Origin of the sequence: Halorubrum sp. ARQ200, from assembly GCF_005435115.1 — an archaeon.
Lineage (GTDB): Archaea > Halobacteriota > Halobacteria > Halobacteriales > Haloferacaceae > Halorubrum > Halorubrum tropicale.
This window is the reverse complement of record NZ_SGTZ01000004.1, coordinates 76,500-99,769: the sequence shown is the minus strand read 5'-3', so window position 1 is coordinate 99,769 and position 23,270 is coordinate 76,500. Positions and strand designations below refer to the sequence as shown.

25 protein-coding genes are annotated in these 23,270 nt (G+C 71.4%); 10 read left to right on the top strand and 15 right to left on the bottom strand.

Going from position 1 to position 23,270, the window contains the following annotated elements; genetic code table 11:
• Positions 1–31: 31 nt before the first annotated feature.
• Entirely contained in the window at positions 32–502 is a 471-nt protein-coding gene (locus EXE50_RS07525; RefSeq protein ID WP_053771721.1) for a Rieske 2Fe-2S domain-containing protein, read from the top strand.
• A 38-nt stretch (positions 503–540) separates the two neighbouring features.
• On the opposite strand, the gene EXE50_RS07520 is transcribed toward EXE50_RS07525, so the two are convergent.
• Both EXE50_RS07520 and EXE50_RS07515 read right to left on the bottom strand, forming a co-directional pair.
• Positions 541–987 (bottom strand): DUF5788 family protein, encoded by a 447-nt coding sequence (locus EXE50_RS07520; protein ID WP_053771722.1) that lies wholly within the window; start codon positions 985–987, stop codon positions 541–543.
• A 48-nt stretch (positions 988–1,035) separates the two neighbouring features.
• Positions 1,036–2,145: an ATP-binding protein gene (locus EXE50_RS07515; protein ID WP_137704755.1), complete on the bottom strand. Its 1,110-nt coding sequence runs from the start codon at positions 2,143–2,145 to the stop codon at positions 1,036–1,038.
• 112 nt (positions 2,146–2,257) lie between these two features.
• Here EXE50_RS07515 and EXE50_RS07510 point away from each other — a divergent pair, with 112 nt between their 5' ends.
• The gene (locus EXE50_RS07510; RefSeq protein WP_137704754.1) at positions 2,258–3,046 is read left to right on the top strand and encodes a YkgJ family cysteine cluster protein; all 789 of its coding nucleotides are present in this window, start codon (positions 2,258–2,260) and stop codon (positions 3,044–3,046) included.
• Between the two features lie 37 nt (positions 3,047–3,083).
• On the opposite strand, the gene EXE50_RS07505 is transcribed toward EXE50_RS07510, so the two are convergent.
• Positions 3,084–4,004 carry a dihydrodipicolinate synthase family protein gene (locus tag EXE50_RS07505; protein WP_053771725.1) on the bottom strand — a complete coding sequence of 307 codons (921 nt, stop codon included), beginning with the start codon at positions 4,002–4,004 and terminating at the stop codon, positions 3,084–3,086.
• A gap of 116 nt (positions 4,005–4,120) precedes the next feature.
• Here EXE50_RS07505 and EXE50_RS07500 point away from each other — a divergent pair, with 116 nt between their 5' ends.
• Positions 4,121–4,531 (top strand): TRAM domain-containing protein, encoded by a 411-nt coding sequence (locus EXE50_RS07500; RefSeq protein WP_053771726.1) that lies wholly within the window; start codon positions 4,121–4,123, stop codon positions 4,529–4,531.
• Positions 4,532–4,598: 67 nt separating this feature from the next.
• On the opposite strand, the gene EXE50_RS07495 is transcribed toward EXE50_RS07500, so the two are convergent.
• On the bottom strand, positions 4,599–5,318 hold the full coding sequence (locus EXE50_RS07495; protein WP_053771727.1) for a class I SAM-dependent methyltransferase: 720 nt from the start codon (positions 5,316–5,318) through the stop codon (positions 4,599–4,601).
• A 100-nt stretch (positions 5,319–5,418) separates the two neighbouring features.
• Positions 5,419–5,811 carry a PPOX class F420-dependent oxidoreductase gene (locus EXE50_RS07490; RefSeq protein WP_053771728.1) on the bottom strand — a complete coding sequence of 131 codons (393 nt, stop codon included), beginning with the start codon at positions 5,809–5,811 and terminating at the stop codon, positions 5,419–5,421.
• Positions 5,812–5,962: 151 nt separating this feature from the next.
• Between EXE50_RS07490 and EXE50_RS07485 the strand changes: the two genes are divergently transcribed.
• The 5 genes from EXE50_RS07485 to EXE50_RS07465 all read left to right on the top strand — a co-directional run bounded on the left by EXE50_RS07485 (position 5,963) and on the right by EXE50_RS07465 (position 9,127).
• A complete protein-coding gene (locus EXE50_RS07485; RefSeq protein WP_053771729.1) occupies positions 5,963–6,235 on the top strand; it encodes a helix-turn-helix domain-containing protein in 273 nt (90 codons plus the stop codon).
• Between the two features lie 105 nt (positions 6,236–6,340).
• A complete protein-coding gene (locus tag EXE50_RS07480; protein WP_053771730.1) occupies positions 6,341–7,348 on the top strand; it encodes a glycosyltransferase in 1,008 nt (335 codons plus the stop codon).
• 46 nt (positions 7,349–7,394) lie between these two features.
• Entirely contained in the window at positions 7,395–8,213 is an 819-nt protein-coding gene (gene hisF / locus EXE50_RS07475) for an imidazole glycerol phosphate synthase subunit HisF (RefSeq protein ID WP_053771731.1), read from the top strand.
• A 95-nt stretch (positions 8,214–8,308) separates the two neighbouring features.
• A complete protein-coding gene (locus EXE50_RS07470) occupies positions 8,309–8,494 on the top strand; it encodes a hypothetical protein (RefSeq protein ID WP_053771732.1) in 186 nt (61 codons plus the stop codon).
• Positions 8,495–8,725: 231 nt separating this feature from the next.
• Positions 8,726–9,127 (top strand): hypothetical protein, encoded by a 402-nt coding sequence (locus EXE50_RS07465; RefSeq protein WP_053771733.1) that lies wholly within the window; start codon positions 8,726–8,728, stop codon positions 9,125–9,127.
• 363 nt (positions 9,128–9,490) lie between these two features.
• Here EXE50_RS07465 and EXE50_RS07460 read toward each other — a convergent pair whose 3' ends face one another.
• Positions 9,491–11,608: a glucan 1,4-alpha-glucosidase gene (locus tag EXE50_RS07460; protein ID WP_137704753.1), complete on the bottom strand. Its 2,118-nt coding sequence runs from the start codon at positions 11,606–11,608 to the stop codon at positions 9,491–9,493.
• Positions 11,609–11,712: 104 nt separating this feature from the next.
• On the opposite strand from EXE50_RS07460, the gene EXE50_RS07455 reads away from it, so the two are divergent.
• A complete protein-coding gene (locus tag EXE50_RS07455; RefSeq protein WP_137704752.1) occupies positions 11,713–14,034 on the top strand; it encodes an alpha-amylase family glycosyl hydrolase in 2,322 nt (773 codons plus the stop codon).
• Between the two features lie 140 nt (positions 14,035–14,174).
• Positions 14,175–15,236: a TrmB family transcriptional regulator sugar-binding domain-containing protein gene (locus tag EXE50_RS07450; protein ID WP_137704751.1), complete on the top strand. Its 1,062-nt coding sequence runs from the start codon at positions 14,175–14,177 to the stop codon at positions 15,234–15,236.
• Between the two features lie 10 nt (positions 15,237–15,246).
• On the opposite strand, the gene EXE50_RS07445 is transcribed toward EXE50_RS07450, so the two are convergent.
• The 9 genes from EXE50_RS07445 to EXE50_RS07410 form a co-directional block, all read right to left on the bottom strand.
• Positions 15,247–16,281, bottom strand: coding sequence for a hypothetical protein (locus tag EXE50_RS07445; RefSeq protein WP_137704750.1), 1,035 nt, complete (start codon positions 16,279–16,281; stop codon positions 15,247–15,249).
• Positions 16,282–16,307: 26 nt separating this feature from the next.
• A complete protein-coding gene (locus tag EXE50_RS07440; RefSeq protein WP_053771738.1) occupies positions 16,308–17,141 on the bottom strand; it encodes an FAD-binding protein in 834 nt (277 codons plus the stop codon).
• Positions 17,138–18,148 (bottom strand): FAD-dependent oxidoreductase, encoded by a 1,011-nt coding sequence (locus tag EXE50_RS07435; protein WP_137704749.1) that lies wholly within the window; start codon positions 18,146–18,148, stop codon positions 17,138–17,140. The genes EXE50_RS07440 and EXE50_RS07435 overlap by 4 nt, the downstream gene beginning before the upstream one ends.
• Positions 18,145–18,321, bottom strand: a complete 177-nt coding sequence (locus EXE50_RS17395; RefSeq protein WP_167551901.1) for a hypothetical protein — start codon at positions 18,319–18,321, stop codon at positions 18,145–18,147. The genes EXE50_RS07435 and EXE50_RS17395 overlap by 4 nt, the downstream gene beginning before the upstream one ends.
• Positions 18,321–19,592: an ABC transporter substrate-binding protein gene (locus tag EXE50_RS07430; protein ID WP_053771740.1), complete on the bottom strand. Its 1,272-nt coding sequence runs from the start codon at positions 19,590–19,592 to the stop codon at positions 18,321–18,323. Before EXE50_RS07430 ends, EXE50_RS17395 begins: the two co-directional genes overlap by 1 nt.
• Positions 19,593–19,785: 193 nt before the next feature.
• Positions 19,786–20,112, bottom strand: coding sequence for a NifU family protein (locus EXE50_RS07425; RefSeq protein WP_053771741.1), 327 nt, complete (start codon positions 20,110–20,112; stop codon positions 19,786–19,788).
• A 206-nt stretch (positions 20,113–20,318) separates the two neighbouring features.
• On the bottom strand, positions 20,319–20,735 hold the full coding sequence (locus tag EXE50_RS07420) for a metal-dependent transcriptional regulator (protein ID WP_053771742.1): 417 nt from the start codon (positions 20,733–20,735) through the stop codon (positions 20,319–20,321).
• Positions 20,736–20,895: 160 nt separating this feature from the next.
• Positions 20,896–21,690 carry a hypothetical protein gene (locus EXE50_RS07415; RefSeq protein ID WP_053771743.1) on the bottom strand — a complete coding sequence of 265 codons (795 nt, stop codon included), beginning with the start codon at positions 21,688–21,690 and terminating at the stop codon, positions 20,896–20,898.
• A gap of 353 nt (positions 21,691–22,043) precedes the next feature.
• Positions 22,044–23,270, bottom strand: a complete 1,227-nt coding sequence (locus tag EXE50_RS07410; RefSeq protein WP_053771744.1) for an ABC transporter substrate-binding protein — start codon at positions 23,268–23,270, stop codon at positions 22,044–22,046.

The window sequence follows — 23,270 nt, the reverse complement described above, 5'->3', positions numbered from 1 at the left end:
CGTTCAAATCGGCCCCATCCCACCGGACGACATGGACGAGACCCGTCGGATCGCCGGCGTCGAGGAGGTCCCGGAGGAGAGCACGCTGCTCGCGACCCTGCGCCCGGTCGACCCCGAGACGGTCGACGAGGGCGAGGGCGACCTCGGCGAGGGCGAGGGCGACGCCCCGGAGGTCGAGGCGATCCTCACGCGGGCCGCCGGGGAGGTGAGCGCGTTCCGGAACTACTGCCAGCACTGGACCGACGTGCGCCTCGACAAGGACGACGGGGCGTTCGTGCGCAACGGCGAGGTGTTCTGTCAGACGCACGGCGCCACGTTCGAGGCCGACGGCGGCAACTGTAACTTCGGGCCCTGCGAGGGCGCCGTCCTCGAATCGGTCGGCGTGACGGTCGCGGACGGCGCGGTGTACCTCGACGACGACGCCTACGAGTTCGTCCGGCTCGGCCCCTCCGCGGGGAAGGGCGACGGCAGCGGCTCGCGGATCGACTTCACCGGGAACTGAGCGCGGCCGGGGGGCCGCGACCGCCCCCTCGCCGGCGGTCAGAACCGCGTGCGACCGCTCCCGCCGCCGGCGTCCTCGCGCCCGAGCGCCTTCTTCAGGAAGTTCATCCAGCGCTTCTGGTCGGCGGCCTCCTGGCGCTTGGCCTCGGTCTCCGGGTCGGGCGCGTCGAGCCCCTCCAACGCCTCCAGCGCGCGGTCGATGCCGATGACCGACGCCGCCAGCCGCTCGCCCTCCTCGTAGCTCACCTCGTTGTCCTCGATCGGCGCCAGGCGGTCGAGCCGCTCGCGGCGGAGGTTCCGCTTGGCGCGCTCGACGCGGTCGCGCTCGCCGGGCGGGACCGAGTCGCGCCGCTTGATCTCGAAGACGAACGACCGGAGGTCGATCGCCTCCCCCTGGATCTCGATCGACTCCGGGATGTCGACGCCGATCGTCGACGATTCCCGTTCGACCCGTTCCAGGAGCTGTTTTCGCTCGAACTCCTTCACGGCCGATCGGTAGGTCGCGGGCGCACTTCGCTCCTTCGCCGGGCGCCGTCAGGCTGACGGCGCCGGCCGCTCCCTCGCCGGGAGGTAGAGCCGGACGACGTTGCCGCGGGGGTCTCGGCGCTCGAACTCGAGTTCTCCTCCGAGCGACTCGATACACCACTTCATCACGAAGAGGCCGACGCCCGTCCCGTGGCGGGTGTTCGTCACCTCGCCGAACGCGTCGAGGGCGTCGACCTCGGCCTCCGGGATGTGCGGGTTGGCGTCGACGACGCGGATCTCCACGCGCCCCGTGTTCGGCGACGGGCGGACGGTCACCTCGACGGTCGGGTCCGGCTCGTCAGCGTGCCGGACCGCGTTCTCGACCGCGTGGCGAAGCGCGTGGTCGAACGCGGCGTCGACGTGGATCCACATGGGTCTGCGCTCGTCGACGACGAACTCGGCGTCGGGGTACGACGGTTCGAGCGCGGCGACGACGTCGCGCGCGGCGGCGGCGGCCCGTCGGTGCGAACGCGGCGGCTCCGACCGACTGACGGCCTGCTGGATCTCCTTGACCGAGGTCGCGACGCCGCCGAGCCCCACCGCGGCCTCGCGCGCATCCGCGGCAGCCTCGCGAACGCCGTCGTCGTCGGTCGTCCGAAGGATCTCGCCGGTGTACCCGATGATCTTGTTCGCCTCGTTCCGGAGGTTATGTCGGAGCACGCGCCAGAACAGTGCCTCGCGCCGGCTCGCAGCGTAGTGCTCGCTGATGTCGCGCACCTCGGCGAGGACCCGTCTCGCGCCCGTCTCGCGCTCTCCGTCGCCGTCTGTTCGTCGGTCGGCGTCGTTCTCCAGCCCCCGGTCGCCGGACCACGGGGAGAGCGAGACGCGGACCCAGACCAACTCCCCGTCACGCCGCTTGATCCGCCACGTGAACTCGGGCGAGCCGCCGGCGGCGGCCTCGCGGAGGCGGTCGGCGAACTCCGACTCGGAGAAGCGGTACGTGTTGGCGGTGTATCGACCGACTGACAGCCCGCGGAGCTCCGCGGTCGAGTACCCGACGAGCGACTCCAAGCGGTCGTTCGCGCTCTCTACGGTACCGTCGGCGACGTCGAACAGCGCGATACCGACCCGGAGGGAGTCGTACGCCGGTGGCAGTCGCGCGTGCGGCTTCGCGGCCATACGTGTTGACTCGTCTCCCGCCCGGTCATGGGGCTTGCTAAGAGGGATATATATCGCTCCGGTTCGCTCGGGACCGTCGGGGTTTTTCGCGCGCGTCACGAAGGGGTAACACATGAAGTCGCTCGAAGCCGAACTCAACGCCGCCCGCGACCTCGCGGTCGCGGACCTGGCGGACGCCATCGAGTCCATCGGGTTCGAGTGTACGCGCTGCGGCGGCTGCTGTGCCGGCTACGCCCCCGACGAGCCGGGGGGCGCGCCCGCGGGAGAGGGGGCAGACGAGGGGGGCTCAGACGGCGACGGCGATACCCCCGACTGCCACGGCGACGGCGCCGCCGGCCGCGAGCCGCACACCGCGACCGTCTTCCCGGACGAGGTCCAGCGCGTCGCCGAGGCCGCCGAGGATGAGTTCGGCGAGGCGTACGACTGGCGCGACGTGGCGCGGCCGATGCCGTTCGGCCTCGACGCCGACGGTGACGGCGAGCCGACCGGCGAGACGTTCGAGTGGGCGCTCGCGACCGACGGCTGCGGCGACTGTACCTTCTACGAGGAGTCGGGCGGGGAGGGCGCCTGTACCGTCCACGACGCGCGGCCCCTCATCTGCCGGACGTACCCGTTCAGCGTCGCCCTGGAGGGGACGAGCCAGCCGATGGGCGAGGCGGTCGACGAGGCGGGCGTCGTCCGCGCCCACGAGTGCGAGGGGCTCGGTCGCGACATCTCCCGAGAGGACGCCGAGGAGCTCGCGGCCGCGCTGAAGGAGCGCGCGGTGCGCGAGTTAGAGGAGGCGATCGGAGTCCGGGACAGTTACGAGCCCGGAGCGCGCGAGCGGGCCGACGGGGACGTCGTCGTCTTCGACTCGGAGGGACCGAAAGAGGCCGACGGGACGCCGATCGGCGGGGAGTAGCGGCCGGCTGCGGGTCCGCGGTCCGGCTTCTCGCGGATCAGACCACGTCCAGCGCCGCGTCCACGTCGTCGCGGATCGCCTCGCGGGCGGTCTCGTCCGGGAGCGTGAGCGGCGGGCGCACCGCCGGGTCGGGGATGAAGCCGCGGTGCGCCGCCGCCACCTTCGTCGCCGGCGCGAAGCCGTGGTCGGCGCAGCGGGCGAAAAGCGGCGCGACCGCGCGGCGGTGGAGCGCCAGTGCCCGCTCGTCGTCGCCGGCGCGGATCGCCTCGCCGAGCGCGTCGAACACCTCCGGGATCGCCTGCGAGAGCGCGTGTATCCCGCCGTCGACGCCGAGGCTCGCGCTCGGGTACAGCTGGGCGTCGACGCCCTGGAAGACGGCGAAGGAGTCGGGCGTCCCGCCGACCTTCGCCTCCAGGCCGGTGAGGTCGCCGGTCGTGTCCTTCATCCCGATCACCGACTCGCGGCTCGCCGCGTCGGCGAGCGCGTCGAGGTCGATGCCCTCGCCGACCGTCGCCGGGATGTCGTACAGGAGGATCGGGAGCGGGGCGTCGTCGGCGACGGCCTCCAGGAACGCGCGCTGCCCGTCCGGGTCCGTCGACGTGTGGTAGTACGGGAGCGTGACGAGCCCCGCGTCGGCCCCGGCCGCCGCGGCGGCCGACAGGTGGTCTCTGACCCGCGAGACGGCGGTGTCGGCCGCGCCGGCGATGACCGGGACTCGCCCGTCGGCCGCGTCGACGACGGTCTCGATCACGGTCCGCCGCTCGCCGTCGTCGAGGCTCGCGAACTCGCCGGTCGTCCCGCAGGGGACCACCCCGTCGATCCCGGCCTCGACGAGCGCGTCGACGTGGCTCGCGAGGGCGTCGGCGTCGACCTCGCCGCCGGGGGCGTCGCCGTCGGGGACGAACGGCGTCACTATCGGCGGCGAGACAGCTGCGTGCGGCAGATCGAAGAGTGGCATGGACGGCCCTTCGACCGGTGCCGACAAAGGCGTTGGTGCCTGCCCCGCTCCCGTCGCCTAACAGTGTCGGCGGTACAACTATACTGACCCGCTCCCAGATTCCGATGGAGTCTACTATGGAAATCTCCGAGAAGCTCCTCTGTCTGTTCAGCGCGGAAGTTCGCGAGGCCGACGACGGCGAGTACGTCGTCGACGTGCCCAACCGAGAGATCGAGACCGGGTCGCTGGAGCCGGGCGAGACGTACCGCGTCGCGCTCGTCGCCCGCGACGGAACCGCGGCGTCGACGGACGACGCCGACGCCGCCCCCTCCCGGAACGACGACGGACCGCAGCCGCCGGTCGAGCCCGGCGAGATGCGGTACGTCGAGATCGAGGACCTCGGCAAGCAGGGCGACGGGATCGCCCGCGTCGAGCGCGGCTACGTGATCATCGTCCCCGACACCGAGGTCGGCGAGCGCGTGAAGATCGAAGTGACCGAAGTGAAGTCGAACTTCGCCGTCGGCGAAGTGGTCGAGGAAGCGGGCTGAAGCGGCGGCGAAGCGAGGCGGCGGCGGTTTCTGACGACGGGACAGGCGACGAGCGGCGGCGCGCCGCTCACTCCTCGTCCGGCACCCTGGCGTCCCAGTAGGACACCGAGGCGACGTAGTCGCCGGGGACCGTGTCGCCCGCGAGCTCGTCGAGCGCCCGGAACGGCCGCGCGACCGCGCCCGGCAGCTCGCGGTAGAAGCCGTACGGCAGCACGAAGTCGTGCTCCTCGTTCGCGAGCGTGAGGCCCGCGTCGCCGAGCATGGCGGCGACCTGTCGCTCCGAGTAGAGCCGGGAGCCCATCGGGAGCAGCCAAGTGTACAGCGTCCGCAGGCTACGGCTGTTGAACGTGTCGAAGAACACCTGATCGCGGCTGACCCGGCGGAGCTCCTTCGCGAACGGGACCGGGTCGTCCATCAGGTGGAAGAAGCGCATCGCGACGACCGTGTCGAAGTGGTCGTCCGGGAACGGGAGCCGCGAGGCGTCGCCGCGGAGGAACTCGACGGCGTCGGCGTGCCCGGCGGCGGCGACCTTCTCGCGGGCCTGTTCGAGCATCTCGCGGGAGACGTCGAGCCCGACGACGTCCGCGCCCTGGTCGGCGAGCATCGTCGTGAACCGCCCGGTGCCGCAGGCGACCTCCAGCACGCGGTGACCTGGATCGATGGGTCCCAACGCGGCGAGGACGGCCTCCTTCTCCCGGCGGTCGATGAGCTGTCCGCCGCCGGAGAAGCGGACGTCGTCGTACTCCTCGGCGACCTCGTCGGCCTGGTACCAGTCCTGTCCCTTCACGTTGTCCGTGGTGGACGCCGGACCGACAAAACCGTACTGGAAGCGGTCCGGCGCGGGCCTCGGTGCGGGCGGTCCGGACCGCTCCGACGGCGGTCGCCGGTCACCCGCTCGTGGCGACGTTCTCGGCGGGGATCTTCACGATCACGCGGGCGCCCTCCTCCTCGTCGTGGTGCGGGTACTCGTCGACGTCGAAGTACCGGCGGGCGAGCGCGTCGATGTGGGCGCGCGCGCCCTCCTCCGTCAGTTCGGCCTCGCCGCGGACGGAGACGTAGCGGTACGGGTCGTCGGGGTCGAGCACGCTGACGCCGACCTTCGGGTTGTCGCGGACGTTCCCCTCCTTGCGTCGCCCGCGGGCGGTGTTCACGAGGACGTACTCGCGGTCCTCGTGGTCGACCCAGACCGGCGTGACGTGGGGGAGGCCGTCGGGCCCGACGGTCGCGAAGTGGGCGTACGACTCGGCTTCGAGGATGTCGACGTGGGACTCGGGGATCACGAGCCGGCGTACGGGCCGCCGCCGGAAAACACGCCTGATCGATCGTGTATGAGAGCGAGCCGAGGAGTGATATTAACACATTATATTATCACAGGCGGATTCCCCTATATGTAGCCAACCTTTACCACTACCCACGGAATTCGTGTGAGACATGAGTACCAGTCCCGCGGAGACCGCTGACCAGGACCGCCTGTCGGAGAGCGAGTATCGCGACCGCCTGCGCGAGCTTCCCCCGAGCGCGAAGCTCGTCGCGAAGGTACTGGAGGGGGACGCGCCCCTCTCGCAGGGCGGCCTCGCCGAGGAGTCGCTGCTGCCCGACCGCACCGTCCGCTACGCGCTCAACCGCCTCGAGGAGGAAGGCCTCGTCGACTCGCGGTACAGCTTCAAGGACGCGCGCAAGCAGGTGTACTACCTGACGATCTGAGCGGTCCTCGGACCGTTATCGCCGGCCGCGGCGGCGCGGCGTCGGGTCGGACCGATCGAACGCACACGTTGCCCTTTTTACCTCCTCGCCCCGATAACGGGTCGTATGGACCTCTCGGTCGTCGTCCCGACGCTCAACGGTCGGGACCGGTTGGCCGCCTGCCTCGACGCGCTGGCGGCTAGCGCCCCCGACGCCGAGGTTATCGTGGTCAACGGCCCCTCGGCCGACGGCACGACCGGCATGGTTCGCGACCGCGACGACGTCGACGTGCTGGTCGAGATCTCCGACCGGACGGTGAACGTCGCCCGCAACGCCGGCGTCGAGGTGGCGACGGGCGACGCGGTCGCGCTGGTCGACTACGACAATCGCATCGAGCCGGGGTGGCGCGACGCGGTCGCGGACGGCCTCGACACGGCCCCCGTGGTCTCGGGCCCGGTGGCCCCGATCCCGCCCAGCGAGACGGACGCGGACCGCGCGGTCGACGAGGTCGACGACCCGAGCGAACCGGAGCGCAACCGGATCGCCGGCCGGGACGTCACCTACTTCGAGGGAGGGAACGTCGCGTTCCGGCCCGAGGCCCTCCGCGACCTCGACGGCTTCGACGAGTACCTCCGGGTCGGCGGCGCGCGCGACGCGGCCCACCGACTGGCGCGTATGGACCGCGAAGTGGCGTGGCGGCCGGAGATGGCCGCGCGGAAGGAACTGCCGACTCCGACCGCCGCGGACGGCGGACGCAGCGCCCACGAGTGGGGCTGGAAGTACCGCGGGCTCGCCTATCGCCTCCTGAAGAACTACGGCGTGCGGCCGACCGTCCTCCTCCGGGCGGGATCCCACGCGGCCGGCGACGCCCTCTCCGCGGCGCGGGACGTCGTCCGCGGCGAGTCGACCCCCTCGCGCTGGGCCGCGACGGGTCGCGACGTGATCGTCGGGCTCACCGGCGGCGCCTCCGACGGGATCGTCGCGCGGCGGCGGGACCGGAGCCCCGCCAAGAACCCGAACGGGGTCTCGACGCGCGCGGACCGCGCCGTCGCGAAGTACGACCGACGAGACGCGGGGGGCCGCGGCGAGGGGGCGCCGGCCGGCGAGGCGGCCGACGCGACCGGCGCCGAGTGAGCCCCGCGCCTTTTAACCGACGGCGCGGTCTACGCTTCGCCAACGAATGGGACTCACGAAGCGTATCATCCCCTGTATCGACGTCGACCTCGACGACGACGGCGACGCCGCGGTGTACACCGGCGTCAACTTCGAGAACTTGGAGTACACGGGCGACCCCGTCGAACTGGCGAAGAAGTACAACGAGGCGGGCGCCGACGAGTTCGTCTTCCTCGACATCACCGCCAGCGCCGAGGGGCGGGAGACGATGCTGGACGTGGTGAACGCGGTCGCCGACGAGTGTTTCATCCCCCTGACGGTCGGCGGCGGCATCCGCACCAAGGCCGACATCAAGGAGACGCTCCGCGCCGGCGCGGACAAGGTGTCTATCACGACCGGCGCCTTAGAGCGCCCCGAGCTCATCGAGGAGGGCGCGGCCGCGTTCGGCAGCCAGTGCATCGTCATCTCCGTCGACGCCCGCCGCCGGTACGACGACGAGGGCGACCACTTCTACGAGGACGAGGGCGGCGAGACGGTGTGGTTCGAGTGCACGAAGAAGGGCGGCCGCGAGGGCACCGGCATCGACGCCGTCTCGTGGGCGAAGGAGGCCGAGGAGCGCGGCGCGGGCGAGCTGTTCGTCAACTCCATCGACAAGGACGGAACGAAGGACGGCTACGACGTTCCGCTGATGAAGGCCGTGGGCGAGGCCGTGTCGACGCCGCTCATCGCGTCGTCGGGGTGCGGCAGCCCCGAGGACATGTACGAGGTGTTCACCGAGGCGAACGCCGACGCCGGGCTCGCGGCCTCCATCTTCCACTTCGGCGACTACTCCATCGAGGAGACGAAGGCGTACCTCGACGAACGCGGCGTCCCGGTGCGGCGCTGAGCGCGGCCCGGCGCGGGAGTAACTACGTTCGTAGTTTCTATTTTTGCGCGACTGAAACCAACAGTTATTATCCGACCGAGCGCGAATCGTGACGTATGTCCACGTCCACGTCATCCGCGCGTGTTCGCGACGGGTCGCCCGAACTCGTCTGTAAACGGACGGACGGCGACGACGGCGGCGAGGTGACGTTCTTCGAGCGGGACGTCGACCCGGACGAGCGGACCACGCGGTGGATCACGGTCCGCGAGTCCGACTGCGTGCCCCGCGACGAGTGGCAATAGGAGCGGTTTTGTCGTGGTTTTGGGGTTTATTTGGCTCTGTTGAAATCCTCCGCAGCTGATAGTTTTCACCCCAATCGCTCAGTACAGAGCGTGATTTCAGCGAAGTATCTTAGATAACGGTGGCCGTCAAGAGAGACGGACTAGTCGGTGTCGTAGAATACAACCAATTCGGATGAACAAACTTTAGTCATGTGGAGTATATTTATATTTCATCGTTTGTGACCACGATTTGTGTCCGAACAGCCCTCCAATACTGAGATAGATATCGGACTTATCGCCCAGACGATCTTCGTTCTCGCCGTGGTGATCGGCATCCCCTCGGCGTTTGCGCTCGATGGACAACTCCGCTCTCTCGCCTTCCTAATCCTAGCCGTCCTGCTGCTCGTGGGCTTTCTTGTCGTCGGTTACCGCCATGCACGCCGACAGAAGTCTCTCCATCAGCACGTTGCTTTTTTAATAGTTTGGTTCGGCAGTTTCTCTCTAGCGGGCCGACTCGCTCGCACAGCAAGCGGCCGCCTCCCAGAGCCGATTCCCGACCTCTTGGCAATAGGCGTCACGCTCGGTGCACTGTGGATCGGCTCACGACTTGCCTACGGTGGTGCATTGACCCGGGCGGTGTTTGGGTCAGACTGAGACTTCACGAGGAGACTGAACTGGTCAGTCGAGGTCTGGCCACTCCCAATACAGGCGTTCCATGTCGTATTCGAGGCTCTAATCGGCCGGCTGTTTCAGTCGGTAATGTGTCTGAAGAATAGGATTTCAACAGAGCCGTTTATTTATAACTCGTCGTGAGTGGAGCGGCGAACACCGCCAAAGCCCCAGCCGCGCTCGACTCCCTCAGCTCGCTGCGGTCCTCGGTCGCGACGCTCCCTGCGGTCTCGCCGGCGGCGCTACGCGCCGGCGACCTCGCGCGTGCTCCTCGCGGCCGCCGCTCCGGCCGCTCGCAGGCACGCGCCGCCGCTCAGGATTCATCGAGAAATAGTCGCCGCGTGTCGGTCAGTCGTCGTCCGCGGCGGCGCGGTCGGCGAACTGCGGCAGTTCGTCGTCGAGCAGCGCGACCGTCGCCAGTCGGATCGCGTGCGGCCAGCCGAGTGGGGTCGCGCTGTCGGGCGTCCCGTCGTCGAAGAACTGCTCGGGGAGGTACGTCGTCGGCTCGCACAGGGAGCCGCCGGGCGAGACGTGCGCGAGCAGGTCGCGGGCCCGGGCCGTCATCTCCGCGGCGCGCGGGTCGTCGTGCGCCGCGAGCAGGGCCGCGAGCTCCGCGCAGGCGTTCGCGCCCCACGCGGTCGAGACGGTCCACACCTTCTCCGAGAGCTGGTCCGCCCGGCGCCAGCCGTCGCCCTCGTAGCGGATCAGGCCGGCGATGTCGTCGGTCTCGTGGGAGAGGCCGTCGACGACCGTCTCCACGTGCGAGACCAGCCGGTCGAGGCGCTCGTCGTCGACCGCGCCGCCCTCGCCGTCCGCCGCGCCGAGCGCGTCGAACGAGCGGTGCGCGGCCGCCAGCGCCAGCGTCGCGGAGTCGAGCCGGTCGTCGATGCCGCCGTCGAGCGTCTCGCGGACGGCGTAACAGCCGCGCTCGGGCACCCACAGGTCGTCGAGCGCGTCGTACACCTCGCGGGCCCGGTCACGGGCGTGCGCGGCGAGGTCGTCCGGCAGCGACGCGGCGCCGGGCACGGCGTCGGGGTCGTCGAGCGCGTCCACGCTGAGCCCCTCGCCGTGCCGCGCGAGCTCGCTGTACGCCTCCAGGAACGTCGCGGCGGTGTGCGCGAACCGGCCCGCCGAGTCCTCCCACGCGTTCTGACAGACGACGGGGCGGCCGTCGGGTTCGAGCGTCCGGTCGAGCCCCGCGAGCGCGGCGACGAGGGTCGCGTCGAGGCCGGCAACGTCCACGCCCGTCGCCCGCGCCCGGGCGAGGTACGCGACGACGCTGCCGGTCTGGTCGGCCTGGTAGTCCACGTCGGGGCCGTCCTCGATGCGGGCGTTCGCCCACCCGGGGGCGAGCGCGCCGTTCCGCGGCCACACCCGGTGGGGCCAGGAGCCGTCCGGGCGCTGCGTGTCGACGTACATGCGGGCGGAGCGGGCGTGCCAGTCGTCGAGGTCGAGGTCGACGGCGTCGGCGGCGCCGAGCAGGAACCCGGATATCTCCGCGTCGTCGCGGAACCACGTGTAGCCGTAGCCGCCGGAGTGCTCGTAGTAGGGGTCGAAGTCCGGCCCCGCGATCCGGAGCCCGGACGGCGCGGAGAGCAGCGAGAGGACGCGCAGGTCCGCGACGACCGACTCGCGAGCGGGCGCCGACTCCGGCACCGACGGGAGCGCGTCGGCCGCCGCCTCGGCGAGCGCGTCGACGTCGTCGAGGTCGGCGAAGAGGTCGGCGAGGCGCTCGCGGGCCGCCTCGCGGTCGGTCTCGGCGCGGTCCGTCAGGAGCGTGGCGACGGTCGCGACCCCGTCGTCGAACGGCACGTCGGCGATGACCTCGCCGGAGAGGCGCTCCTCCTCGTAGCGGTCGCCGTCGCGGTCGCGCGGGAGCTCGGTGGGGTCGTCGTCGAGCAGTTCGGGGAACGTCGCCGGGAGCTGGCCCCGGAGGTCGGCGAAGCCGGTCGCGCTCGCGAGGAAGTCGCGCTCGTCGGCGTGGTACACCTCGACGGCGTCGTCGTAGCGGAGCTGTCCCACGCGGTCGTCGCGGCCGTCGGGCGCGAAGCGGGCGTAGACGACGAGCGAGGCGTCCGCCGGGTCGACGTCGCCGTCCGCGAACTCGACCGACGCCCGGGTGAGGTGCGCGTCGCCGAGCGTGAGGTCGTGGCGGGTCACCGTCGCGCGCGGCGTCTCGTGGACCGTCTCGACCAGCGCGGTGTCGCCGACGTACCGCTGGCTCGTCTCGGCCTCGTCGAGCCAGGCCACCTCGTCGCCGACGGCGAGCCCGATCCGGGACCGGACGAGCCCGGTCCGGCCGGTGAGCGGGTAGCCGAAGTCGCGGAGTTCGCCGTCGTCGCCGACGTGGACGAGCCGGCCGTTTCCGCCCGAGAACCGGCCGGAGACGGTGCGCCGCTCGCCGGGGAAGCGCGTCCCGTCGCCGGCGTGGCGCTTGTAATCGTCGAGGGCGTCGCGGAGCTGCATTACGCGAATACACGCCACCGGTCGATATGAATCTTTGGTGTAATTATTGTTCATTCGTTCCGAGAACGGAAACCCTCAAACCGCGGCGCGACGAGAGGCGGAGCGTGCACGAACCCGGCCCCCCGCGAACGACGAGCGTCGGCGAGCCCGTCGAGCTGGCGCCGCGGTGTCCCGACCCCGACGGGACCTACCGCTGGACCGTCCGCGACGCGCCCGCCGACAGCGACCTCTCCCCCGGCGACGGCCCCGACCCGACCGCGACCGGCCCGCCGAGTTCGGCGACGACGGTCGACCCCGACGGCTCGGCGGCAGCGGACGCGGCCGGGTCCGACGGTCCGGCGGCGGTGCTGCGGGCCGGCGAGACGGGTCGGGACGACGACCCGGTGGTCCACCTCGCGCCCGACGCCCCCGGCACCTACGTCCTCGCGGTCGACGCGCCGGACGGGACCCACCGGCAGCGCGTCCGCGCCTTCCCCGACGAGCGCCGCCGGGCGGAGATCCGCGTCCCGGCCGACGACCTGGGCGTCGAGGACGGCGAAGTCGACCGCGTCTCCCTGCTGTGGCCCCACAACGAGAACCGGCTCGCGCTCGACCGCGCCGAGCGCGACGGCGGCGAGTGGGTCGCCTCGGTCCGCGTCCCGCCGGGCGGCCACGGCTTCGGCTTCGTCCCCGACGGCGATCGCTCGGCCGCGTTCCACGGCGTCTGCGAGGTGCCCGGTCCCGGTCGGCCGCGGCTCTCGCTCGACGCGTCGGTCGTCGAGGCCGACGACCCGGCGGCGAGCGACCGGCTCCGCCTGACCGCCGCGGTCGAGCCCGCGCCCGCGGTCGACGACGTCGAGCGCGGCGGTGACCCGGACGCGCTCGACGCGACGTTCCTCGTCGACGACCGCGACGCCGACCCCGAGACGGTCGCGGCGATCGAGTCGCGGGCGGACGGGCGGACGCTCTCGGTCCCCCTCGACGACCTCCCGGACGATGTCCGGATCCACGCGGTCCCGCACGGCGAGCGGTACGGGGCCGCGGAGACGGTCCGGATCGAGCGGGAGGGCGCCGCGGCCGGCGGCGACGGTGCGGTCGCGGTGCGCGACCCGAACCCGACGCCGGGGTGGGCGGAGTCGCCGACGATCTACGAGGTCTTCGTCCGCTCGTTCGCGGGCGACACGCTCCCGACGACGTTCGCGGAGATCGAGCGCCGGGTCGAGTACCTCGACCACCTCGGCGTCGACGCGCTGTGGCTCACCCCCGTCCTCGCGTCGCCGACCGAGCACGGCTACCACGTCACCGACTACTACGACACCGCCGCGGACCTCGGCTCCCGCGAGGCGTTCGCGTCGCTCGTCGACGCCTGCCACGACGCCGGGATACGCGTGGTCTTCGACCTCGTGATCAACCACACCTCCCGCGACCACCCCGCGTTCCAGCTTCACTCGGCGGGCGTCGACACGTACGCCGACCACTACCGGCGGACCGACGCGGCCGCCGACGTGACGGGGATCGACTGGGCCGAAGTCGGCGACGGGGACGCCCCGGACTACTACTTCGAGTGGGGCCGCATCCCGAACCTCAACTACGACAGCCCGGCGGTCCGCGAGTGGCTGCTCGACGTGGTCGACGAGTGGGCCGGCGTCGTCGACGGGTTCCGCGCCGACGTGGCGTGGGGCGTCCCGCACGGCTTCTGGAAGGAAGTCGCCGACCGCGTCCCCGACGACACCCTCCTGCTCGACGAGACGCTCCCCCACGACCCGTTCTACGGCGAGGGGGAGTTCCACCGCCACTACGACACCTCGCTGTACGAGACGCTCCGCGCGATCGGCGCGGGCGAGCAGCCGGCCGACGCGGTCGAGACCGCCCTCGCCCGCGTCGAGTGGCTCGGCTTCGACGATCCCGCCGCGCAGATGCGCTACGTCGAGAACCACGACGAGGACCGGTACCTCGCGGAGCACGGCCGCGAGGCGCTCCGCGCGGCCGCGGCCGTGACGTTCACGCTGCCCGGCGCGCCGATGATCTACGCGGGCCAAGAGCGGGGCAACGAGACGTACCGCGGCCCGATCCGGTGGCACGACGGCGACAACGACCTCACCGACTTCCACCGCGAACTGGCCGCGCTGCGCGACGCCGAACCGCTCCTGCGCCGCGGCGGTGTGGCGTTCGACGGTCGCGCGGCCGACGCCCGCGTCGTCGACGGCGACGCCGAGCGCGTGGTCGCCTACGAGCGGACGCCGCCGGCGGGCGCGGGAGCCGGTGACGCCGGAACGATCGACAACGCCGACCCCCTGCTCGTCGTCGTCAACTTCGCCGCGGAGCCGGCGACCGTCGCCGTCCCCGGACCGGTCGAGGCGGACCTGTTCGGCGACGGGAGCGCGGTCGCAGGTGACGGCGACGGCGAGGTCCGGGTCGCGGTCGACGCCATCGCCGTGCTCCGATAGCGGTCGACGCCGTCGCCGCGCTCCGATAGCGGTCGACGCCGTCGCCGCGCTCCGGTGACGGACCGGGCGTCGCCGGCCGGCGGCGCGGCGAGGTCGCCCGGGACCGACCCATATAAGTGTCGCTCGGAAGAGGCGTTCGTATGGACGACCGGACGCTGACCGACCTCCTCCGTCGCTTCGGGCTCTCCGACAAGGAGGTCGACACCTATCTCAGTCTGCTGGAACACGGCGAGGCGAAGGCGAGCACCGTCGCCGACGCGGCGGGCGTCTCGAAGCGGTACGTCTACAGCGTGAGCGAGTCGCTGGCGGAGCGCGGCTTCGTCGAGGTGAACGACCACGTCGTGCCGACGACGATCCGCGCGAACCCGCCGGACGAAGTTATCGACCGGCTCCGGTCCGACGTGGACGCGATGCGGCCCGGGCTGGCGGAGCGGTACTCCCGCGTCGAGCGCCAGGCCGAGCAGTTCGAAGTGATCAAGTCGCGGGCCACGGTGATCAAGCGGATCCGGTCGCTGCTGGCCGACGCCGAGAGCGAGGTGGCGCTGTCGATCACCGCAAAGCAGCTCCCGGAGGTGAAGGAGGTGCTCGTCGACGCGGTGGACCGCGGCGTGCTCGTCTTGCTCGTCGTCTCCGACGCGGCCGCCGACCTCGACGCCGACGACCCCGGGCTGGCGGGCGTCGCGAACGTCGTCCGGACCTGGGGCGAGGCGATGCCGACCCTGCTCACCGTCGACTCCGCGGCCGGGGTCGTCTCCCCGCCGGAGCTGCTCCGGCGCTCGACCACCGACCGGCAGGCCATCGCCTTCGCGCAGGAGCAGCTCGCGCCGGTGATCGCCGGCTCCTTCCTCGGGAACTACTGGCCCGCCGCGACCGAGCTGGCCGTCGCCGACCCGGCGCCGCTCCCCGCGGAGTACACCGACTTCCGGCACACCATCCTCCAGGCGACACTCCGGCTCCGCGCCGGCGACCCGCCGCGGGTGACCGTCGGCGGGCGGTGGACCGACGACGACGAGCCCGCCGAGGTCGTCGGGCGCGTCGTCGAGACGAAACAGGGGATGGTGGAGCCGACGAACAACGAGTTCCCCGTCGAGCACTCGCTCGTCGTCGCGACCAACGACGGCGAGGTCACCGTCGGGGGACAGGGCGCGTTCGTCGAGGACGTCGAGGCGGACCTGGTGCGGATCGAACCGGACGGGGAGTAGGGCGGGAGCGTCAGTTCGCCGACGGGACCGACGCGGTCGACGGGCCGCCGTCGAGGGCTGGCGCGTCCGGGTCGACCCGGACCCACCAGTCGGAGCCGGTCGCATCGCCGGCCGCGCCGAGGAGGGAGATGCCGGCGATCCGGCCGCGCGAGTCCCGACGGCACAGCTCCAGCGCGGCCGGGAGCGTCGCGACCCGTCCGTCGGCGGGCGACAGCGCGTACCCGGAGACTCGGACCGTCGCGTCGTCGGCCGGAACCCCGGGTCGCGCAGCCAACCCCGCCTCGTCGGCGCGCTCGTACCCCTCGACGAGACCGACGGCCGCGAGGCGGTCGAACGCCGCGTCGACCGGGTCGGCGGCGGCCGGCTCCGACGGCTCGGGGAGGCGCTCGGCGGCTTCGGCCAGCACCGACGCCTGCGCGTCCGGGTCGAGGTGCCGGTCGAGCGCCGTCGCCATCGCTTCGAGCAGGCAGAGACAGAGGTCGTCGGGGTCGGCGACGCGCTCGGCGAGCGAGAAGTACGCGTTCATCGCGGCCGACTCGGCGCGGTCGTGGCCGCCGGCCGAGAGCGCCTCGAACGTCGCCGCGGCCGCCGCGTGGCAGAACTCGACGCGGTCGCGGGCCCGGCCGCGCCTCCCTGCCTCGTCCGCGCGGCGGCGGTCCGTCGGCGCGTCGTCCCCGCCGGGTGCCCGGCGGGCGGTACCGTCAACGATCCGGTCCGCCAGCTCCGCGGGCGGCGACCCGCCCTCCCCGGGGGCGAACGTCGGGCCGCCGTCGTCCCGCTCCGTCGACCCCGACGGCGGCTCCGCGAACTCCTGTCTGACGACCACGTCGTAGAAGGGGAGTTCGGGGTCGTACCGGCGGAGGGTGTCGCGGTACTGCTCCGTCGCGCGGGCCGCCGCGCGGGCCGTCTCGCGGCTCTCGAAGCGCAGCCCCGCGGCAGGCACGGGCCGGTCGCCGTACCGCGCGCAGACGAGCGAGAACTCGCCGTCGTCGGCCGCGAGCGATTCGATGTGGTCCGCGATGTCGAGTAGGGTGGTTCCGATCACGGTTGAGTGGGTCCGGTCGCGTGCGTTCAGTCCTCGAGGCTCGGGTGCGTCTCCTGGGGGTCGGGGTGCGGCTCGGCGGACCGCTCGCGCGCCGCGTCGAGCGCGGCGGCCTCGCGTGCCCGGCGTTCGTCGGCGTCGATCTCCTCGCAGCCGGGCGGCACGTCGCGGCCGCGGTCGGTGAAGTACCCCTCCGGCGCGACCCAGTCGTGGTAGAAGGGCGCGTCGTCGTCCTCCAAGAGCGTCACCGCGACCTCCGCGCCGTGGCCTGCGCAGACCGCGGCCTGATGGGGCTTCTCGGCGAGCCGCCCCGCCGCGTACAGCCCGTCGACGCCGGTCCGACCGCGCTCGTCGACGTCGACGTACGCCTTCCCGCGGTCGACGATCCCGACGCCGTCGATCCCCTCCAGGTAGCCGACCTCGTTCTTCGTCGCCGCGACGACGTACCGCGTTCGCACCGGGTCGGCGCCGTCCGTCTCGACGACGAACCGCGCGCCGTCCGCGGCGGCGTCGGGTCGCGCGTTCGCCGCGGGGTCGTCCGCCGCGGCGTCGTCGACCGCGCCGACCGTCGCGACCCGGGTGACCCGCCCGTCGAACCGGTCCGCGCCGGCGCCGGCGGCCTGCTCGTCGAGGCGGTCGAGGAGCTGTCGGGGGTTGATCCCGAGCGGGAACCCGGGGAAGTTCTCGAGGTGCGCGTTGCGCCGGAGGATCGACTCGCCGGGGTCGACGACGAGGGTGTCGAGCCCCTGCCGTGCGGTGAAGACGGCCGCCGTGAGCCCGGCGACGCCGCCGCCGACGACCACCACGTCCCTGCTCGCGTCGGTCGACCCGCCGTCGGGGCCGTCCGCGCCGGAGTCAGTCATCGGTCCCCGACCTCCCGGCCCTCAGCGGGGCCGTCCGCCGCCTCATCGGGCAGTCCGATCGCAGCCGGGTCGGTGTCGAACGTCTCGGCGGCGTACTCGCGGACCACGTCGTCATCGAGGGCATCGAGCAGCCGGAGCTGCCCGCGGCGGTCCCGCCGCTCGCGCTCCTCGGCGGTGACGCACCGATCCAGGAACTCAGCCTTGAGATCCTCGCGGGCGGCGTCGACGACGGACCGGTCGACCCCGTCGTCCGCCGGCAGCATCTCCCGTTCGAACCACTCGTCCACGTGGTCGTCCCAGCCGTCGCCGCCGTAGCGCCCGTCGTGGACGACCCAGTCGACGTAGCGCTCGCCGACCGCCGGCCAGTACCGGTCGCTCATGTCGTCGCGGGCGAGCGCCAGGCCGACGCGAGCGCCGTGGCCGACGTTGACGCCGACCTGGTGGACGGTCTCGTCGCTCATCCAGCCGGCGACGTACAGTCCCGGTACTTCGGTGCGTCCCCCGTCTGTGGGGACGAACGGGTCCGGCGGCGACCCGTCGGCGTCGTCGGCCCCCTCCGTGCCTGCGTGTGTGTCCGCGACCGCGTCGGCAAGGGGGTCCAGCACCTCGCCGTCGTACGCGGCGGCGACGACGACGCGGTCCGCGATCAGTTCTCCGGACCCGGTCTCCACGGCGAACGCGTCGGACTCGCTGCCGTCGGAGTCCGCCGGCCGGACCGCGGTGACGCGCTCGTCGACCACCTGACCGCCCTCGGTCTCGACCTGCGTTCGACCCAGTTCGAGGAGTCTGTTGGGATCGATCCCCGCGGGGAACCCGAGGTAGTTCTCGACGTGAGCGCACTGCGTGATCGCCGCCTTGCCGCCGTCGAGGACGGTCGTCTCCAGGCCGTACCTGGCGACGAAGGTCGCCGCGGACAGCCCCGCGGCGCCGCCCCCGACGACGGCCACGTCGGCGTCGGTCCGCGAGTCCGGGTCCGCGGCTGGCGTAGTGTCGGGACGGGTCGTCATCGGCGCACCTCGACCGGTCTGTCGGCTGTGATGAACGGCTCGTCGGCGTCCGCCGCCGCGAACGCGACCGCGCCGTCGGGGCCACGCGCCACGCGCCACTGCGGGAGGGCGGGGACGCCGTACTCCGACGGATCGCCGTACGTCGCCGCGACGGTCCACTCTCGCGCGCGCATCAGAGGTCACCCGCGATGATGTCGTTGACACGGTCGCGATCGAACAGTCGGTTCTCTTCCGGGACCTCGGGAAAAGCCTCGGGATCGAACTCGCCGAACTCCTCGGGGTACAGCTGCTGGGCTTTCATTTCGGTTTGGAGCAGGTTGACGATCGGTCCCTGTTCACCGTACGCGCCCGGATACACGCGGCCCTCGCTGACGGCCGTGAGCTCGCTTCCGACCTCGTCCTCCTCTATCGGCGTCACGTACTGCTCGCGGAACGCAGAGGCGGAGAAGGAGTCGGTGTCGCCCGTCGTGCCGATCCCCCAGTGGACGACGATGATCTCCGGGTCGACCTCCAGCAGTCGCTCGTAGCCGATCGCGCCGCTCTCGGCCAGCTCCTCCGAGAAGGCGCTCTTCACTTCGAGATCGTGGTACGGCTTCATCTCGTACCCCTCGCCGCGGGTGTACAGCGGATATATCTCACCGTTCGCCGGGTTGGATCCGCCGTTTATGAGTCCGACCTCCGGCCGCTCCTCCTCGGGCGGCAGCCGAGAGGCGATCTCGGTCTGGAGCTCCTCGTGGACCGCCGCGAGCGCCTCGTAGCGCTCGCGCTCCTGGAACAGGTCGGCGAGCCGCTCGAACCCCTCGTAGAGCCCGTACAGCTCGTAGTCGTGGAATCCGCGGCGACGACGCATGTTGTTGCCGAAGAACGGGGCGACGTTCTCGCGGATCTCGGCGGTGTCCGCTTCGCTCCACGAGCCGTCCCAGCCGGTCCCGTGGAGGTAGTTCGGGTCGATGAGGAACACGTCGGGGTCGAGCTCGTAGAAGCTCTCCTTGTCCCAGCCGCCGTCGGCCCACATGGACGGTAGCTCGTCCTGCGGGGGCACGTCGAGGTCGAACGGCTCGAAGAAGAACGACGGGATCATGTTCCCCGCTGTGAGGAACCCGTCCTGTTGGCCGAGGGCGAACGCCATGTCCGCCCAGCCCCCGTTGTACACGGCGTACGTCTCGGGGACCGACTCGAAGGTGAGACAGCCGACGGGTTCGATACAGGCCTCGGACGGTGCCGTCCCGTCGCCCGAGGCGCCGCCGTCGGAGCCGTCTCCGTCGCCGTCGGCCGACGATCCGTCGTCCGTCGTCGAGGTCTGTGACCCGCCGCCGTCGGTCGAGTTCGGGTCGTCCGGCGACTCGCTCCCGGCGCAGCCTGCGAGCGCTCCCACGCCGGCGACGCCGCAGTACCTGATCGCGTCGCGGCGGGTCGCCCCGGACCGCTCTGCGTCTGAGTCCATGCGTTTTAGGCCACCCTAAAGAAATAAATCGGTTTCGAATCTTAGGCGAGCCTAAAGAGTTCGGCGAGTCGGGGGAAACCGCGCCCGAACCGGCCGGTCGAGGCGGTGGTCGAGCGCGGTTACGGGGACCGGTCGGGGTCCGTGGTTCGAGCGCTCTCCCCGAAGACGGGGACGGACTCGTCCGGTTCCCCGGTCAGAACGGCGGGCTGTAGTCCTCGTACTCGTCCATCTCGTCCATCTCGTCGGTCTTCGACGGCATCACCGCGGCTCGCGGGCCGCCGGACCGCACGACTTCGACGTCTTCGAGGCCGTCGACGCTCTCGGGCAGGCGGCGCTCGATGGCCTTCATCGTCATCGGGGCGATACCACAGCCCGAACACGCGCCGCCGATAGCGACGGTCGCCGTTCCCGCCTCCTCGTCGACGTCGCGGATCTCGAAGCTGCCGCCGTGTTGCTGGATCTGCGGGACTTCGTTGCTCAGGTAACTCCGCGTCTGCCGTTCGAGTCCTTCTGCGCTCATTGCGTTCTCACGTTCAACGCATAGTATCATAAAACTGTGGTATTAGGGTACCCTAAAACACGCGATAGAGCCCATATATAGGATATATACCGAGATTTCACTGATAAGTAATTACGTTCTGTTATTTTTCGTATCGCCTAAAACGGGACGGCGGTCGGTACCCGCCACCCGGATTCTGCCGGGGTGAGGGCGCGTTCGGGCCGGGGTCAAGACCGCTCGCCGTCGGCCGAGTTCGGGTCGTCCGAGTCGGTTCCCGGGCCATCGCCCGTCTCGACGGGGAGCGTCTCCGCGAGGCGTTCGGCGACGATCGGACTGACGAGCCCCGCCACCCGCATCGCCTGGCCCTCCGAGTCGTCGAGGTCCAAGACGCTCCGGAAGAACCACGAGACGGTCACGTAGGTCTCGTGTAGCTCCGCGGCCCGCTCGCGTCCCGCGTCCGTCAGCGCCGCGCCCTCGTACGGCCGGTACTCGACGAGGCCGTCATCGTCGAGCCGCTGGAACGTCTCGGTGACCGTGGCCGGCGACCGGTCGAGCGCCTCGGCCACCGCGCTCGTCCGGATCGGCTCCCCGTCCCGATGTCCGAGGATGTACACCGCCAAGAGGTACTGCGGGGCGCCGGTCATCGCTCGCCCCCTCGCGTCCCGCCGTCGGCCCCGCTGGACGACGGTCCGTCGGCGTCGTCGGCGCCGTCCCCTTCCTCACGGCCGTCACCGGGACCGAAAATCGCGAGGTACGTCCAGGCCCACGCCCGAGCGCGCCGACCTCGCGGTCCGCTTCCCACGGTCATACCCTCCGAACGAGGTGTCTCCGCACCGCTCGCTGGCAGTCGTCACACGTCGCGTCGAGCGTCGCGACCGTCGACAGGACGGGGTGATCGACGGGGAAGTCGCGGTAGAGGTACGGGGGGAGCTGGCGGTGGGAAACGCCCGCCTCGACTCCGTTGTTCGTCGTGCCGGTCAGAAACTCCTGTCGGCGCCGCGCCAGGTCCGCGCACCGCGATCGGAGTTCGTCGAGCGTCTCGTGTCGCGCCTCGAGCGCCTCGAAACCGAGCGCCGTCAGCGGCGTCTCGTCGAGGTCGACGATGCGCTCGGTGACGGCGTCGACGGCGTCGGCGGCGTCGGACAGGTGCGCCGCCTCCCGGGAGAGCGCCGCCTCGAGCGCGACGACCTCGTTCCGACGGGCGGTCGTCTCGGCGACGACCGTCCGCTTCAGCTGCGGACTGAACGAGGCGTCGGTCGCCGGCGAGAGCGCCAGCGCGATCGACTCGGTGAGCTCCGAGCGGACCGTCTCCAGCAGCGACTCGTCGCCGGAGCCCTCGACGTCGTCGAGGCTGTGCGGCCGGACCGTCTCCTCGAACGCCTGGCGGACATCACGACAGCGCGCGTCGTCGGCCGACCGCACGCGCCGCTCCGTCCCCGTGACGGCGGTGGCGCTCGTCGACGCGGCCGGCGTCGGGTCGGTCGATATCGACCGAACGCGGCGATCGAACCGCTCGAACGCCGTCCGTTTCGCGTCGAGGGCCTCCCGCTCCGTCCGAACGCGGGTCCGAGCTCGTTCGACGTACGTGTCGACGCTCATCTCAGGGCCCCTCCGTCGACGACGGCGACCGCGATCCGTGTGGCCGCGCTCGTCCGCCCGACAGTGTCAGTCGGTGCCATGGTTCAGGTGTGGTCCGTACTGCCGGCCTCGGTCCGCCGACCGGGCGACGCGCTCGCGCAGGTTCGAACGGCTCTCCGAATCGATCCGGTGTCGGTGCGGTTCCCTCCGAGCATATGTTTTAGGCCAGCCTAAAAACACAAGAAAGTACCGGTCAGCACGCCCCCGAAACGAGACGCGTCGTCACGGTCCGCTCCACACGGAGTCCGCGCTCGCGACCCGCCCGCGGGCCGGCCCCCGGGCGTGACCGCGGCGCCGAAACGTCCGCCCGCGGTTTAGGCGTCGCCGGTGACGATGGCGCTCACCGCGTCGCGGTCGAACAGTTCGCCGCTGTACGTGTCGGGGTACAGCAGCGTCGCGAACCGCTCCGTCAGGAACAGGTTCTGGATCGGTCCCTGGTAGATCGGCCCCCCGCGGTACACCGCGCCGTCCTCGACCGCCGTCAGTTCGCTCGCGACGCTGTGTTCCTTCATGAACGCCAGGACGGTGTCCTCGAACTCCGCGCGGCTCTTGGCCTCGTGCCCGCGGACGAACAGCGCGTCGGGGTCGACCTCCAGGATCGTCTCGTAGTCGATCTGGCCGCGGTCGTCCGTCGAGAGCCCCTCGACGCCGGTCCCGGAGAGCGCGTCCGAGACGCCCAGGTCGTGGAAGTGCTTCTTGTTGGTCCCCTTGTCGGTGAGGCGGTACGGCGAGAACTTCTCGGGCTCGTCGGACCCGGCGAAACACAGCAGTCCCGCGGGCCGGGCGTCGGCCGCCGGGAGGTCCGCCTGGACCCGCGCGAGGAGGTCGTCGTGGAGGGACGCGAAGGCCCGGAAGCGGTCGCCCTCTTGGAATATCTCCGCGACCTTCTCGAAGGCCTCGTACATCGTGTAGTACCGGTAGTCGTGCCAGGAGTCGGTCCGGCGGAAGATCGTGTTCCCGATAAACGGCGCGACGTTCTCCGTCAGCTCCGTCACGTCGCTCTCGTCCAGTCCGAAGAAGGAGTTGTTGAGCAGCCACTGCGGGTCGGTGAGGTGGATGTCGCTGTCGAGCTCGTAGTAGAGCTCCTTGTCGATCCCCTCGTCGTACAGCTGCGTGATCTCCCCCTTGTCGACGGAGACCCCGTCGAGCTCGTCGTAGTACGACGTGTGGTACCGCGACTTGAACCCGACCGCGGCGAGCCCGTCAGCCTTTCCGAGCGCGACGCCCATGTCCGCGTAGCCCGGGAAGTACGACTCCCACGTCTCCGGGACGCCGTCGAACTCCACCTCGCCGACCGGCGCCATCTCGACGCTGTACCCGGTGGCGTCGGTCGACTCGTCGGCGCCGTCCGAGTCCGCCGCCGCGTCGGATTCGTCGGTCCCGTTCGTCGCGCCGGTCGTCTCGTTGTCCGCCGGCGTCGAGCCGTCGTCGGACGCGCCGGTACAGCCGGCGAGCAGCCCCCCGCCGACGACCGCGCCGCCGAACTTCACGTAGTCGCGTCGTGTCGATTCTCCGGTCGTGGTGATGTCGTCGTCGCTCAT